The following is a 14401-nucleotide window of genomic DNA, read 5'->3' as shown; positions in this document are numbered from 1 at the left end:
TACCGATCGAGCACCCTACCGTGCGTCTAAAGCAGATTGATCTGCGTTAAGGGACGGGGAGCTACACGATGGCATCGTTGATCGAATGGCGAAAGAGGGCAACAGTCAGCGCGAGAGCACTGACCCACACCACCGAAAGGGCCTCGCGCAGAGGCGGTGTCGCGCCGTTTCTGCCTCGTCTGTTCGTGGACCGTTTCACCCACCTCGGCGGCATACCCGATGACGAGTTCCGCGGCCAGTTGGCTCGATGCCGCTCCTTCGAGGACGACAGGTGGGTTTCCTACTGGTCGACTTTCGCCACCGAGCACCTCGAACGCGCCGATGCGGCCCTGTCACGGTTGCGTGCGCCCGTGAGTTCACGGCTGCTCGACACAGAGGCTCCGACCGGCGCGGTACTGTCCGAATTGGGCGGCGCACTCGCCCCAGCGGCGTCGATCCTCGCCGACCGCGGAACGGTCGCCGATCCACACGCGACCGCACGATTCATCGCCGAGCATCCCGACGCATCCGACGCGGCCATCGCTGTCGACGGATTGATCAAGGCGCTGGTGTACTACTTCGTCGCCGCATGGCCGGGTGGGACGCCGCGACGCCAGGACGCCTATCGCAGGTCGACTCGATTGTCGGAGTCGCTGTTGCTCGCTCTCGCACCGGTTATGGGGTACGTCGTGGAGGTGGTCGACATCGCCCTGCCCGGTACCTCCGACCGGGTACACGGAATTCTCGCGCTACCGCTGAACGCGAAACACATTCCGACAGTCCTGGTTACGAACGGTCTGGAAGGGACCATTGCCGAAACATTGCTACCCCTACTGGCGCAACGGGATGCAGGACTGGGCACGTTCGTCATGGAAATGCCCGGAACCTACTCGTACGACGACCCCATGACAGCTGCGTCCGAGAACGTGTACTCGGCAGTGATCGACTTCCTTGCAGCCGATGCGCGCATCGATGCGGACCGAATCGGCATGATGGGCTTCAGTTTCGGCGGATACTGGTCCGCACGCATGGCCGCGTCGGATCCGCGATTGAAAGTGGCGGTGTCCAACGGTCCGCTGACTCACCGCAGTTTCGGTGCGATCAACTCGATCGGGATGCCCGAGGTGATGATATCGACGCTCATCCGCACACTCGGCGCGACCGGAATCCTGGACTTGGTGCGCAAGACCTCGAAGATGTCCCTACGGCATCGCTACCGGGATATCGACATCCCACTGCTGGTGATCAATGGAGCTGCAGACACGTTGGCCAGCACCCGTGACTCGATCGAACTCGCCGTCGACGCACCGAACGCCCAACTGGTGTTGTACGCCGACGACGACCACTGCGCAATGGGCAACGCCGAACACTGGTCGGCGTTGTCGACCCGCTTTCTCCGAGAGAATCTGGTCGATGCGTCGAACGCGAACCGGAACGACACGACGCCGCGAACATCCGATTCGTTATGACGACCGGGTCAGCTGGAGACCAAAGTTCCAGGCGCAAGCCCTAATTCGAGCTCGGTGTGCCGCAAGACCATGTCCGTCGCGATCGGGTAGTTGATGGCAGAGGTCTCCGACAACGCTGTTCTGACGGCACTCTGCGCGAAGGTTCCGTCGATGGGGGCGAGGATGCGCATCGCAGTCGAAGCGCAGTCCAGCGGCGCGAAACGGCCCTGTTCGCAACCGGATTCGAGAATTCTGATCAGGGTGTCGATATCGACTTCCATCTGGCTCACGACCTCCTGCTGCAGTGCCGGGCGGCGGGTGCTCTCACGCCAAGCGTCGAGCCACAGCAGCGCATATTCATCGTGGCTCGGGTCCGTCGCTTCGTCCAGGAAGATTCTGAGACGGTCGAGTGCATCGGCGGAATCGGCTGCAGCACCGACTCGCTGCGAGCGACGGCCCTCCACCGCTGCCGCGAACCCGGCAGCGATCAGCCCGTCCGAGGTTTTGAAGTAGTGGTTGACAAGGCCGGGATACACCTTGACCTCGTCGGCAACTTTTTTGGCCGTCAGCTGCCCCAACCCCTCCGACATCGCCAGCCTCCCGGCCACCTCTGCGAGCTCCCGACGCCTGGACTGCGGATCCTTCCGGCGGTGCGTGCTGGTCGCCGACAGCGTCATGACGACGACGCTACCACCGGTAGATGGCGTTCTCGCCCGGCAGCGACCATGTCACCTCGGCGGTCATGATGCTGCGGAGCAGCGGCCAGTCTTTCGTGGTGAGCGACCGATGGAAGGTCTCGGCAAGCCGGTGGGGGGCGGTGTCGGTGGAGTGTCTCGGGGCTTCGATGGTCATGGTTGTCCTTCTACGTCTTCGATGTGGTGTGGTCAGTGGCGCCGCGCACCCATTCCCCGCGCGACCAGGTCGTCGACGAACCGGCGGGTCAGTGCGTCTGTCTGCGTTCCGACCATCACGACTACCCTTCGCTGCAGCGGTGGCCGCAGCGGTGTGACGATGCCGGCGAACCGCGCGGGAAGTGCGGTGGTCGGGACGAGTGCGATTCCTAGGCCCGCGTGAGCAAGTTGGGCTGCCGTGGTGGCATTTCGGGTATGAGTGACAGCATCGAGCTCGACGCCGTGGGCTGTCGCGACGGAGTCGAACCACCCGCGTAGACCGTTCGACGGGTGATAGTGCACGATCGGCCTGTCTGCGAGGTCGGCCCATGAAATGGCAGGCTTGTCGGCGAGATCGAGCCCCTCCGGAATGACCACGACGACGTCTTCCGTTCCGATCTGGTGGGTGACGCCGGTGAACTGCGTCGACGCCGGACCGACCGCGAGGTCGATGTCACCGTTCGACAGTGCGTCCGCCATCGCGTCCGCGCTGGTGAACTCGGTCAGGTCCAGTCCGATGTGGGGATACTTTCTCGTCCACTTTCGAAGGGTGGGCGCGAGTAGCGGGACGGTCATGCTTTCTGCGCACGCCAGTCTCATCCGGCCTTCGCGTCCTTCCGCCAACGCCCGTCCCGTCCGCACGATGCGGTCGGCAGCCGACAGTGTGGCTCGCGCGTCGTCGAGCAACGCGCGACCGGTCGGGGTCGGCCGCACCCCGCGCGGAAGCCGTTCCAGCAGCGGGGTGCCGATTTCCGTTTCCAACGACGCCAACTGATGAGACAACGCAGGCTGCGAGAGATGCAGCTGCGCTGCCCCGGCGGTGACGGAACCGGCGTCCACGACGGCGACGAAGCATTCGAGGGCTCGCAGAGTCGGCATCGGTCGAGGGTATGCGACGTAGAGAGTTCGGCATCGCTAGCTGGAGTCTCTCTTCAGGTAGCGGCTTGTCGTCTGCACCAGCACTGTGCTGAAGAAGATGCCGATCAGCGTGAGGATGATGCCGGATCGGATGTCTCCGTCGATGAAGTTCGTGACGGCGACGACGTACGAGATGACGGCCATGATGATGCCTGCGGCCATTCTGATCCTCGGGTCGATGTTCATGTGTGTCGGCTCCTATCGGTGAGAAGTGTTGTGCAAGGGGCTGCTCGGGCGGTCACCCGACCGCGACGAGCCCGGCTTGTTGGAGGAAGGTGAGGTTGTCTTCGAGGTGCCAGTCCGCGTCGATGCGAGCATCGCCGACGTGCTGGATGTCGATCGCTCCGAAGTCGATCGGTTGCCCGGTTCCGGTACGGCCGTCGTAGGTGCCGGTGAAATGACCTCGAAAGATCAACCGTGCGGTGAAGGTGTCACCGGTGATGTACAGATCGGCGAGTTCGCACGTCAGGTCGGGTACTGCAGCGCGGAACGTGTTCGACGCAGCGACGGGTCCGGCCGGGCCCTGCGGGCGTCCTGGCGGCAGCGTGTTGTCGACGAAGGTGGGGTCCACTGCTCGGTCGAGGTAGGCGGTGTCGCCGGTGTTCCAGAACGTGTACAGCGTCTGCGCGATACGGACGACTTCGCGGGTTCGGTCTGTGACCGGGGCATCGCCGACGTTCACCGTTCCCGGTGCGACCAGGTCGGCCGCAGACTCCACTAGAGGCCGGTCACTGGTCGTCGCGTCGCTGCGCGTTGCACTGGTGGAACACGCCACCAGTGGCAGTGTCACGGCCATCAGGGCAGCCATTGCCGTGTGGAGTTTCATGCCAACCGTCCTCCCCCGTCGACGTGCAGGGTGACGCCGGTGACGAAGGTGTTCGTCAGCAAAGACATTGCAGCGCTGGCGATGTCGGACGGTCGGCCGACTCTGCGGGCAGGGTTGGTGCGCGCCGTGTCAGAGAACAGGGCGTCCTTCCCCTCTCCCATCGAGTCCCAGGCCCCTGAATCCACGATCCCGGGCGACAGAGCGTTGACGCGGATCGGTGCGAGTTCGACCGCGAGCGCCTCGGTCAGGAACGCCACCGCCCCGTTCGTGGTTGCCATCACCGACAGGCCGGGCGCAGGTTTCCAGGCGGCGACGCCGGAGAAGAACAGGAACGAACCCCCCTCGCGAACCTGCGGCGCGAGGTGCTTGGCCAACAGGATCGGACCGATCACTTTGGCGTCGAACGCGTTTCGTATGGCATCGGCGTCCAGTTCCGCGACCGGGCCGTTGGCGTGATCTGCTGCGAGACTGACGATGTGGTCGACCGGACCGATTTCTGCCGCTGCCTGCGTGATGGACACTTCGTCCCCGAGGTCGATCGTCACCGCACTCGCCCCCGGACCCAGTTCTGCGACTGCAGCATCGAGTGCATCGCGGTGTCGTCCAGCGAGGATGACTTCGCCGCCGTCATCGAGCACGGCCGACGCGATCGACCGGCCGATTCCCGAGGTTCCGCTGACCAGTAGTACGCGCATCGAGGAGGTCCTTTCGTTGTGGTGTGTGTTCATAATTCAGTGAAGCAAGGATCTAACCGTCGAACAATCGATACTTTCACTGTTTGCTATCGATAATATCGATGCCAGTCATGTTTGTCGGGTCGACGATCCGATCGAAGTCGTCGCCGTCGACGAACCCGGTGGCCAGAGCAGCGTCGCGTAGCGTGCTGTCGTCGGCCAGAGCCCGGTGCGCGATCGCAGCTGCCTTCTCGTACCCGATCACGGGAGACAGCGCGGTGACGAGCATCAGTGACCGGTCGACGTACCCCGCGATGGTGTTGCGGTTCAGTTCGATTCCGTCGATGCAGTATTCGGTGAACTTCGCGCACATGTCGCCGAGGATCGTGGCCGAGTGGAGCACGTTGTCGATGATGATCGGGCGCATCGCGTTGAGCTCGAAGTTGCCCTGCGAACCGGCGAACGCCACGGCGGTGTCTTCGGCAAGCACCTGAATGCACACCATCACCATTGCCTCGCACTGAGTGGGATTCACCTTGCCGGGCATGATGGAACTGCCGGGCTCGTTGGCGGGCAAGATCAGTTCGCCGAGTCCGGCTCTCGGCCCCGAGGCCGACCAGCGGATGTCGTTGGCGATCTTCATCAGCACGACGGCCAACGAGCGCAGTGCCGCGCTCGCGGCGACCATCGCGTCGAGCCCGCCGAGAGCGGCGAACTTGTTCTCCGCCGACACATACGGGCGACCGGTCTGCGCGGCTATCTGCGCGGCCACGTCTGCGCCGAACCCGTTGGGTGCGTTCATCCCGGTTCCGACTGCGGTGCCGCCGATCGCGAGGGGATACAGGCCGCTCACGCCGGTGTTCACGCGGGCCAGTGCCTGGTGCAATTGCGCTGCGTACCCGGACCACTCCTGCCCGACAGTGAGCGGGACGGCGTCCTCGAGGTGCGTTCGTCCGATCTTGATCACCCCGCGCCACGCATGCGCCTTCTCCTGCACCGCCCGCAGCAATGAATTCGCTGCCGGCAGCAGGCGATCGGTGATGACCGCGACGGTCGCGATGTGCATCGCAGTGGGGAACGTGTCGTTGCTCGACTGCCCCATGTTGACGTGGTCGTTGGGATGTATCGGCGTCTTCGATCCCAGTTCCCCGCCGGTGAGCTGAATGCAGCGGTTGCCGATGACCTCGTTGACGTTCATGTTCGATTGGGTGCCCGAACCGGTCTGCCACACGAACAGCGGGAAATGTTCGTCGAGGCACCCGTCGATGACCTCGTCGGCCACCCTCACGATAAGGTCGCGCCGGCATGTCTCCAATCGCCCGGCGTCTCCGTTGACGATCGCTGCCGCCTTCTTGACGTGCCCGTACGCGTGATACACCGCCTTCGGCATGCGGTCGTCGCCGATGGAGAAGTGTTGCAGCGACCGTTGCGTCTGCGCGCCCCAATACTTGTCGGCCGGTACGTCGATGCTGCCCATCGAATCGCTTTCGCTGCGCGTACCGGTCGCATCGATCCCGATGGGCACATTCAGGGGCTCGGGGGTCGACGGGTCACCGTGGTTGCTCATCGGGCGGCCTCGCGGTAGTTCGCGACATCGAAGGGTCCGTACTCGGGAATCCACATCGCCTCGTGCACAGCAGCGTCGACGTCATGGTGGATGTTGGTAGCGACGCCCTCCTCCGCTGCGGCGCGGGCCACGGCGGCAGCGACGATCGCCGACGACGCGCGCAGGTCCTCCACCGGCGGGAGCAGCGAGGCACCTGCCGCACTGACATCGACCTGTCCGGCCACGGCGTTCGCGGCCGCGAGGAGCATTGCGTCGGTGACCCGCGACGCACCGGAGACGATGATGCCCAAGCCGAGTCCGGGATAGAGCAGGGCGTTGTTGCCCTGCCCGATCTGGTACGTGACGCCGCCGTGTTCCACCGGATCGGCCGGAATCCCAGTCGCCACCAGCGCAGCACCGTCGGACCACACGACGGCATCGCGCGGCGAGACCTCGATGCGACTCGTCGGGTTGGACAGAGGGAGCAGGATTGGGCGCTTCACCCCCGCGCACAGGGCACGGACCACCTCCTCGGTGAACGCCCCTGCGACGGTGGAGGTTCCGATGAGGATGGTGGGGCGCACCGCCTCGACGACGGACAACAGGTCCATCCCCTTGCCGCCGCCGGACATCTCCCCGGCCGGCCTCGCATAGGGCTGCTGGTAATCGGGAAGCGCGGTCATGTCGTCGGTGATCAGCCCGTTGATGTCGATCAACCACACCCGTGATCGCGCCTGCTCGGGCGTGAGGCCGTCGGCGACCATGGCCGCCGAAATCTGATCGGCCATACCCGTTCCCGCGGTACCCGCGCCGAACACGACGAGCCGTTGGTCGGCGAAATTCTGGCCGGTGACCTTCATACCCGACATCACGGCGGCCATGACGATGGCACCGGTGCCCTGCATGTCGTCGTTGAAGATCCGGTACTTCTCACCATGCTCGGTCAGGATCCGCCGGGCATTCGACGGCCCGAAATCCTCGAAATGCAGCACGGCATTCGGGAACAACTCGCTCGCGACCTCGAGGTAGGTCTCGATCAGCTCGTCGTACTTCGTGCCGCGGACTCGTTCGTGCCGGTTGCCGAGGTAGGCGGGGTCGTCGAGCAACGCTCGGTTGTCCGTTCCCACATCGAGATTGACGGCAATGACACGGGCTGGATCGATGCCCGCAGCGGCGGTGTAGATCGCGAGTTTGCCGACCGCGATATCGGTGCCGTTGACGCCCCAGTCGCCGATACCCAAGATCTCCTCGGCGTCGGAACACACGATGAGGTCGACATCGTCTGGGCCGAGGCCCAGTGTCTGGAACGACGCGCGGACGTCGTCGATGTGGTCGATGGAAAGATACAGCGCACGCGATCTCCTATACTCCTGGCTCCACTGTTCGATGGCGTCGCCGATGGTCGGGTCGTAGACCACGGGTAGCAATTCGGCGAGGTGGTCCGTGAGAAGGCGGAAGTACACGATCTCGTTCCGATCGTGTAATGCATTGAGGTACACGTACTTGGCGAGGTCGTCGGGTTGCTCGGCCAGCTGCTCATACGACCGCGCGGCCTGCTCGTCCAGGGATTCGATCGACGCAGGCAAGCGCCCCGTCAATCCGAGTGCGTGTCGTTGTTCGGTGGTGAATGCGGTGCCCCGGTTGAGATGAGCGTCGCAGAGAATCTGTTGTCCTTGGTCCATTGGCGAAGTTCCTTGGTGTCGGTGGTCAGTGGCTGCGGCCGGGGAGCCCGCTGATCGGTGCCGGATCGCGGTCGACCCAGGTCGCGGTGTCCGGGTGATCGAGCGTCCACTGCGCGATCTGGTCCTTGCGGGCCCACCAGACGTCGCCGCGCTCGCGGAGGCGGGTGAAGACTCGGTCGAGTACCCGCACTCGGGAGGCGTGGCCCGAGAGTCGGTCGTGGAGGCCGATGACCATCATCGTGCGCCGCTGTGCGCCTTCGGCATACAGCTGGTCGAACTCGTCGACAAGCTGCTGCTCGTAGTCGGCCGGGGAAAAGCCGGGGAAGTCGAAGCTGGCGATGTCGTTGAGGTGTACCGAGTACGGCACCGTCGCGAACGGCTCGCCGTTGATTCGTTGCAGGAATGGCTCGTCCGCAGACAGATCATCGATGTGATAGCGAAAACCCTGCTCCTGCAGTATTTCCAACGTGTTGATGCCGGGGCGGATCCAGTAATTGTTGTACCCGGTGGGCCGTGTTCCGGTGACCTCTTCGATTGCGGTGACGCTGTCCGCGATCCATGCGGCTTCGTCGGCGCGGGAAAGTTGGTACTGCCGCTCCCATCGCCGTCCGTGTGCGCCCGCCTCGTGCCCGCGGGCCACGATCTCGGCCGCGATGTCCGGGTGCCGCCGTACCGCGTCGCCGATCATGAACGAGGTCATGGGAATGGAATGCTTGTCCAGCAGGTCCAAGATTCTGGGCACGCCTTCGCGGGCACCGTATTCGTAGAAGCTGTTCTGACCCAGGTCGGGGTATCCGGGCAGTATCGGCTCGGTGATGGGTCCGCCGGCGCCGCTGATCGGTTGCCCGCCTGCCTCGAACTGCATCGAGACGGTGACCGCCAATCGCGCTCCGTCGGGCCAGAAGTGTGTCGTCATGGTCGCGTCCTGTTCTCGAAATCTGTAAGTGTTGTTCGACGATCGGTACAGCTCTGAGCATCCCGATAGAAGTCCCGTCGCGGCATCGATATTTCGGTTTGCTGCCATTCGGGATGTCGATGGCTGTAAGCGGGTGACGATGTCGGCTGACGAACCCGTCGTTTTTCCTCGCTTGCCCATCGACTCTGCGAATGGCATCTCCTGTCGGTCGGTGGTCCCAGCGGCGTCCGCTGCCGACCCCGTGCCTTTGATTTGTGCTGGCCAGAGACGGCGTGATGTCGCTGAACGGCATGTACACACCCGCAGCGGTGCGATGCCTACATGGTCTAGTTCGCGGCGACTGTTCACATCCGACGGTTCTCACCTGTCGAACATGTTGCGGTACAACGAAAGGTGACGGCTCGACACCGAACCCACACGACCGAAAAGGAACACATGACATCCGCCGACACCGCCTCGACCCTCGACCTGTTGGACCGCGCCACCCGGGGGTCGGTGTGGGGCCCGGGCGCCGCGGAATACGACGGGGAAGTGGCCGGATTCAATGTCGCCGTGTCTCATTCACCGGCCGCGGTCGTTGTCGCCGCCGACGCCGACGACGTCGCGGCGGCAGTCCGAGTCGCCGCAGCCGCCGGCTACGGGGTGGCCGTCAAAGCCACCGGCCACGGTGCCCGCGCGAGCGACGACACCTCGATCATGATCTCCACCCGACGGTTGAGCGATGTACACATCGATGCCGGTGCGCGCACCGCGACCGTCGGCGCCGGCGTCCGGTGGCAGCAGGTACTCGACGCCGCCGCGGTGTTCCATCTCGGCGCACCGTCCGGGTCATCGACCGCTGCGGGCGCAGTCGGGTACACCCTCGGCGGTGGGCTCAGCCCGCTGGGTCGAACCATCGGATTCGCCGCCGACCTGGTGCGCTCGTTCCGGATCATCACTGCTGCAGGAGGAGTGACTGTGGTCGACGAACAGACGGACGGCGAATTGTTCTGGGCACTGCGGGGCGGGGGTGGCGGCGGGTTCGGCATCGTGACCGAAATGGTGATCGATCTGCTGCCGATGCACACCGTGTTCGGCGGCGGCATCTTCTTCGATCTCGCAGACGCCCCCGCGGTTCTGCACGCATGGCGGACCTGGGTACAGGCTGTGCCGGAATCCGTCTCGACATCGATCGCGCTCCTGCATTTACCGCCGGACCCCGCCCTCCCGGCAGAACTTCGGGGCCGCACCGTCCTACACCTGCGGTACGCCTACGTCGGATCCGCCGAACGCGGCCAGGAGCTACTCGCGCCGATGCGCTCGATTGCCGAACCCATCATCGACACGGTAGCCACCATGCCGATGACCGCGTTGGCCTCGATTCACATGGACCCGGTCGAACCGTTGCCGGTGATCGAGCGCGGGTTGCTGTTGTCGACCATGACCGAAGCAACGATCGACGCGGTCCTGTCCGCCGCCGACCTGCCCGTCGCCACAGTGGAATTACGATTGATGGGAGGGGCCCTGGATCGGTCGCCGCGATCCCCCGGCTCGGTGGGCGGACGTGGCGCCGCATTCTGTCTCTATCTGATCGGGGTTGCCGAGCCGGCCATCGCGGCAGAGCTACCAGGTGTACTCGATGATCTCCTGTCTCGTTTCACGGCCGAGTCGGCCGGTCGCTCCTTCCTCAATCTCGCCGGTACAGGGTCGATGGATCTGGTATGCGCTGGGTGGAGCGCAACCGAATCGGAGCGACTGGAGGCGGTCCGACACGCGGTCGATCCCGCTGGCGTGTTCGCCCCGTCTGCCCGGTGGTAGCTGCTGGCGTGTAGACAGCAGAAGGGGACGGTGCCGAATCCTATCCACCTTGGCGACTTCCGAGAATGCTTCGCCAGGGCGTTGCTCTTGAGCGTTTGGGCCGAAATGCATGTGGAAACTGTTTCGGCACAATCATTTCTATCACCGAACCGAAATATCGCGAGAGTCGGCAAGGTTAGTCAGCTCAGCCAGATCGAGTTGCGACAGAATCGTGACAGCGAGCCACCCGTCGAGATGATCGTCCAATGCGAAGACCGACCCTGAGCTGCACGAATGCGCAGACGCGACGACGAAGGACCTACATCCCGCGCGGATCTGAAATGCGCTGTCTCGGTCGTGTCCTCAGATCTGTGGGAGGCCACTAAAGTCCTCGCTATCACCCGAAGCACTGTCCCGGTTCAGAAATCTGGATCCATATGGACGCTGGTGCCCCCAGTCGGACTCGAACCGACACCATGCGAAATCTTGGGTCCCTAGAGGTGGATCCACCTGAACTGTATAGGACTCTAGATTTGTTGGTCTGTGAAGATTTTCGTGCATAATCGTCCGGGCAGTCCCATTCGCGCGTACCGACTTGTGACACTCTCGTGACACCGATCTGCACCCGCTCCACCGGCACCGGACAGTCCTGATCAGCCACGGACACTCACAGTATCGAGCGGAAGGAGAGCATCGCCACGCAATGCTGGTTTGCGCGAACGTGTGAAAACGAAACCGACTTAACCCATACATTCGACATTGGAACTATTGCTCAAATTTGCGTAACGATGGTATCTCAAATTTGTCATGAACCCTTCACATACAGCCTTGAAAGGCCATGCTGTCACACTGTATGGATGCCTAGCCACTGCATCGTCAGTTGGTTGAATTCATCAGCCAATTCGTACTGAACCCAGTGTCCACAGTTTCGATATACATGAAGCTCACTGTTCGGGTAATGGCGCATCAACGATGCACTGCTGTCGAACGCTGCGAAGCGATCATGGGCACCGTGAAGGACCAGTACCGGATTCGGAACTTCGGAAAGCCTGGAGGTGTAGTCGACATTGACAGGACGACTATCGAGAATTGCCCTTCGGTGACCCCGCTTGTCGGCATCCATGGCACTATCCCATCGAACATCGATGAAGGCATCGTCAACGTTAGTCTGATCGAAGAAGAACAGCCGAAGCATTTGAGCCATCTTTTCCCTGGTGGGATGCTGAAACAAGTCGAATAACAGCGTAGTCCCGGTGGCAGGCATCGGGTCGAATATCGATGGCCCGGTGTGACTGCCCATCAGGACAAGTGTGTCGAGCTGGTCGTTGTGGTGCACAGAGAAGGCAATGGCATCCATGCCACCTTTCGAGTTGCCGACAATCGAGGCACGGGCAACGCCCAAATGGTCGAGCAACTTGGAGAGAACATCCGCATCGAAACGAGCCACATCTTCATCCTGTATGACTACAGAGTCCGAGGTGCCATAATTCGGCATGTCGACCAGCACGACATGGAATTTATCCGAGAACGGCTCGATATTTCGATGGAAGTTGAACCAACCGCTCGCACCCAGTCCACCGCCATGTAAAAAAACCACGGTGCGCTCGTGCTCGGTACCTGCTTGATGAAAGTGAATCCGACGCCCATCGATGATGACACTCTTCTCAGTGTTGCTGTATGTGAGACGACCAGTAAGTGTCTGATTTTCAGTCATTGTATCGATCTTCCTTTCACGACAATTTCATCCTTCATTGGGCGGCCCGGTGTGCGTGGGGTCGAATTTGCCTAGGGTCAACGGTGCATCCGTACCGAGTCCCATATTGCGAATACCGTTCGGACGCAACAGGATGGCGATTAATGCCGAAGCCGCGAAACAGACTGCCGCTGCTACGATGGCCACCAGGTGCAGGCCTGACGTGTAGGCATCTTGGATGACCCGCACAGTCGAATCCTCCGAGTCGCCCATCATGGCAGCCCTGGCCTGGGCCAGGGCTTCGATCGGCGTGCTGGCTCCGACGCCCGATGGTAGGTCACCATCGTTGGGGTCGACCGCGGAAAGGTACCCCGTCGTAGCGAGACTGCCGAGTATGGCTACACCCAGTGCATTTCCCAGATCGCGAGAAATATTGGTCATCGCAGCACCCCCGGTTCCGTCAGGAATGGCCGCTGATGCTGCCATGATGAAGCTGGTGGTCAACGGTACGATCAGTGCCATACCGAGAGAAAACAGAACCACCGATGCACCGAAGGCGACGTAGCCAGACCGAGGGTCCGCAATCGTGAACAGTCCGAAGCCTCCGCCGCACAGTCCGGTCGCACCGGCTGCTGTCCATCGGGCACCGATGCTTCTGGTGATTCTCGGCTGAATCGGGGTAAAACACATGACGACGAGTGCATATGGAAGCCATGCCAATGCAGACTCGAGCGGCGAGTATTCGAGCGCTACCTGGAGCCATGAGAGGCTGACGTAGAGTACGCCATAATATCCGATAAATATGAGGAGCATAATACCGAATCCTGTACTGAAGCGACGATCCGAGAACAATCGAAGATTCAAAAGAGGACTATTGGCCGTACTTTCTCTGAAGAGGAACGCGATCAGGAGGGCAAGTGAAGCGAAAATCCCCACGACAGTTTGCTGTGTGAGCCATCCGACGGTTTGCGCATTGATCAAGCTGAAAACGAGCAGTCCAATAGCGAAGAGCGACAACGCGGTGCCGCTCCAGTCCAAGCGACCCGTTCCGTGTCGACGCGGGTTCGGTATCAACACGAAGGCCGCTACGAGCGACGCCAGTACCAATGGAATCAAAATGAGAAAGACCGAACCGGGCCAGAACTTCGCGACGACGACGCCGCTGACAATCGGCCCCAGCCCACCCGCCAGCCCTGTGAAGCTCGTCCAAACGGCTATCGCTGCAGCCCGCCTCTCGGGTGGGAACACCACCATTACCGTCTCGAGTGTCCCAGGCATGATGAGTGCGCCACCGAGACCCATGACGCAACGAGCGGTGATGGTGAGAACTGCGCCACTTGCGAAAGCTGCGATCGGTGATGCGATAAGAAACAGGACCAGTCCTGCGGCCATGGTTGCCCGCGATCCAAATCTACGAGCCAATTGGCCTCCGACAAGAATGAATGCTGCCAAGAACAGTGAATAAGCCGCAACTATCCATTGCGTTTGCATGCTGTTCGCATCGAGTGCCCGGCTCATTGCGGGAAGTGCTACGAAGAGTGTCGAATTTGCCGCGAACACGATCACCAGGTTCGTCGTGAGCACCGCTAGGATTGCCGCACGTCGTCTCGGCGGTGGGTATTCCGCTTGGCTGTCCTCGATGCCCTCCATCAAGACCAGTTTCGTGTAGTGCGACAAACCGGCTCGCGTGACTGAGCGGAGTCGTGCGTACGGACTGTCACGACGAAGGGGCTTTCGTGTAGACGACCCCATCCACCACTTCGACCGGGTACACAGCGACGGACGTGGTGGCCGGCGGAGCTGCGACCTTTCCGGTCTTTATGCAGAATTGAGCGAGATGCAGGGCACACTCGATACGATCGCCGTCCACATAGCCGTCGGACAGAAGCGAGTTCCCGTGACTGCACAGATTGGATGTCGCGTATATCTGCCCCTCTATGAGATACACCGCAATGGGAGGGTCCGACGATGCGTTCACAACATTACCTTCGGTCAGGTCACCGACGGCGCACAGCCGTATTTTATTCACAGCAGTTCTACTCTCTCGACAGCG

14 protein-coding genes are annotated in these 14401 nt (G+C 62.2%); 2 read left to right on the top strand and 12 right to left on the bottom strand.

Features of this window, described 5'->3' with window-relative positions:
• The first annotated feature begins 68 nt into the window (after positions 1-68).
• Complete coding sequence (locus CH285_RS04290; protein WP_094644562.1) at positions 69-1448, top strand: alpha/beta hydrolase family protein; 1380 nt, start codon at positions 69-71, stop codon at positions 1446-1448.
• Positions 1449-1456: 8 nt separating this feature from the next.
• Here the strand turns inward: CH285_RS04290 and CH285_RS04285 are convergent, their stop codons facing one another.
• The 9 genes from CH285_RS04285 to CH285_RS04250 all read right to left on the bottom strand — a co-directional run bounded on the left by CH285_RS04285 (position 1457) and on the right by CH285_RS04250 (position 8879).
• Positions 1457-2104, bottom strand: coding sequence for a TetR/AcrR family transcriptional regulator (locus tag CH285_RS04285; RefSeq protein WP_094644561.1), 648 nt, complete (start codon positions 2102-2104; stop codon positions 1457-1459).
• 10 nt (positions 2105-2114) lie between these two features.
• Entirely contained in the window at positions 2115-2279 is a 165-nt protein-coding gene (locus CH285_RS27745; RefSeq protein WP_155290188.1) for a hypothetical protein, read from the bottom strand.
• A gap of 32 nt (positions 2280-2311) precedes the next feature.
• Entirely contained in the window at positions 2312-3196 is an 885-nt protein-coding gene (locus tag CH285_RS04280; protein WP_094644560.1) for a LysR family transcriptional regulator, read from the bottom strand.
• Positions 3197-3232: 36 nt separating this feature from the next.
• Complete coding sequence (locus CH285_RS04275; RefSeq protein WP_094644559.1) at positions 3233-3421, bottom strand: hypothetical protein; 189 nt, start codon at positions 3419-3421, stop codon at positions 3233-3235.
• Between the two features lie 52 nt (positions 3422-3473).
• Positions 3474-4061, bottom strand: a complete 588-nt coding sequence (locus CH285_RS04270; protein WP_094644558.1) for an ester cyclase — start codon at positions 4059-4061, stop codon at positions 3474-3476.
• The gene (locus tag CH285_RS04265; protein ID WP_255032490.1) at positions 4058-4756 is read right to left on the bottom strand and encodes an SDR family oxidoreductase; all 699 of its coding nucleotides are present in this window, start codon (positions 4754-4756) and stop codon (positions 4058-4060) included. Before CH285_RS04265 ends, CH285_RS04270 begins: the two co-directional genes overlap by 4 nt.
• 76 nt (positions 4757-4832) lie before the next feature.
• Entirely contained in the window at positions 4833-6302 is a 1470-nt protein-coding gene (gene fumC / locus CH285_RS04260; RefSeq protein WP_094644556.1) for a class II fumarate hydratase, read from the bottom strand.
• Positions 6299-8029, bottom strand: a complete 1731-nt coding sequence (locus CH285_RS04255; RefSeq protein ID WP_255032500.1) for an NAD-dependent malic enzyme — start codon at positions 8027-8029, stop codon at positions 6299-6301. The genes fumC and CH285_RS04255 overlap by 4 nt, the downstream gene beginning before the upstream one ends.
• Entirely contained in the window at positions 7989-8879 is an 891-nt protein-coding gene (locus CH285_RS04250; RefSeq protein ID WP_176458549.1) for a polysaccharide deacetylase family protein, read from the bottom strand. The genes CH285_RS04255 and CH285_RS04250 overlap by 41 nt, the downstream gene beginning before the upstream one ends.
• Positions 8880-9314: 435 nt before the next feature.
• Here CH285_RS04250 and CH285_RS04245 point away from each other — a divergent pair, with 435 nt between their 5' ends.
• The gene (locus CH285_RS04245) at positions 9315-10676 is read left to right on the top strand and encodes an FAD-binding oxidoreductase (RefSeq protein ID WP_141214985.1); all 1362 of its coding nucleotides are present in this window, start codon (positions 9315-9317) and stop codon (positions 10674-10676) included.
• Between the two features lie 823 nt (positions 10677-11499).
• On the opposite strand, the gene CH285_RS04240 is transcribed toward CH285_RS04245, so the two are convergent.
• The 3 genes from CH285_RS04240 to CH285_RS04230 all read right to left on the bottom strand — a co-directional run bounded on the left by CH285_RS04240 (position 11500) and on the right by CH285_RS04230 (position 14377).
• The gene (locus CH285_RS04240; protein ID WP_052066401.1) at positions 11500-12369 is read right to left on the bottom strand and encodes an alpha/beta fold hydrolase; all 870 of its coding nucleotides are present in this window, start codon (positions 12367-12369) and stop codon (positions 11500-11502) included.
• 27 nt (positions 12370-12396) lie between these two features.
• Positions 12397-13998: an MFS transporter gene (locus CH285_RS04235; protein WP_176458550.1), complete on the bottom strand. Its 1602-nt coding sequence runs from the start codon at positions 13996-13998 to the stop codon at positions 12397-12399.
• 67 nt (positions 13999-14065) lie between these two features.
• Positions 14066-14377, bottom strand: a complete 312-nt coding sequence (locus CH285_RS04230) for a non-heme iron oxygenase ferredoxin subunit (RefSeq protein WP_255032491.1) — start codon at positions 14375-14377, stop codon at positions 14066-14068.
• Positions 14378-14401 lie beyond the last annotated feature (24 nt).

The organism is Rhodococcus sp. 05-2256-B1 (genome assembly GCF_002258465.1).
GTDB classification, from domain to species: Bacteria; Actinomycetota; Actinomycetes; order Mycobacteriales; family Mycobacteriaceae; genus Rhodococcoides; species Rhodococcoides fascians.
The sequence above is the reverse complement of the archived record's forward strand: the minus strand, read 5'-3'. Positions and strand labels throughout refer to the sequence as shown.

Bases quoted from the DNA above. Each gene is read 5' to 3' on its own strand.
- fumC (WP_094644556.1), bottom strand. From the start codon at position 6,302: ATGAGCAACCACGGTGACCCGTCGACCCCCGAGCCCCTGAATGTGCCC.
- CH285_RS04280 (WP_094644560.1), bottom strand. From the start codon at position 3,196: ATGCCGACTCTGCGAGCCCTCGAATGCTTCGTCGCCGTCGTGGACGCC.
- CH285_RS04270 (WP_094644558.1), bottom strand. From the start codon at position 4,061: ATGAAACTCCACACGGCAATGGCTGCCCTGATGGCCGTGACACTGCCA.
- CH285_RS04235 (WP_176458550.1), bottom strand. From the start codon at position 13,998: ATGGAGGGCATCGAGGACAGCCAAGCGGAATACCCACCGCCGAGACGA.
- CH285_RS27745 (WP_155290188.1), bottom strand. From the start codon at position 2,279: ATGACCATCGAAGCCCCGAGACACTCCACCGACACCGCCCCCCACCGG.
- CH285_RS04250 (WP_176458549.1), bottom strand. From the start codon at position 8,879: ATGACGACACACTTCTGGCCCGACGGAGCGCGATTGGCGGTCACCGTC.
- CH285_RS04240 (WP_052066401.1), bottom strand. From the start codon at position 12,369: ATGACTGAAAATCAGACACTTACTGGTCGTCTCACATACAGCAACACT.
- CH285_RS04245 (WP_141214985.1), top strand. From the start codon at position 9,315: ATGACATCCGCCGACACCGCCTCGACCCTCGACCTGTTGGACCGCGCC.
- CH285_RS04285 (WP_094644561.1), bottom strand. From the start codon at position 2,104: ATGACGCTGTCGGCGACCAGCACGCACCGCCGGAAGGATCCGCAGTCC.
- CH285_RS04275 (WP_094644559.1), bottom strand. From the start codon at position 3,421: ATGAACATCGACCCGAGGATCAGAATGGCCGCAGGCATCATCATGGCC.
- CH285_RS04265 (WP_255032490.1), bottom strand. From the start codon at position 4,756: ATGCGCGTACTACTGGTCAGCGGAACCTCGGGAATCGGCCGGTCGATC.
- CH285_RS04290 (WP_094644562.1), top strand. From the start codon at position 69: ATGGCATCGTTGATCGAATGGCGAAAGAGGGCAACAGTCAGCGCGAGA.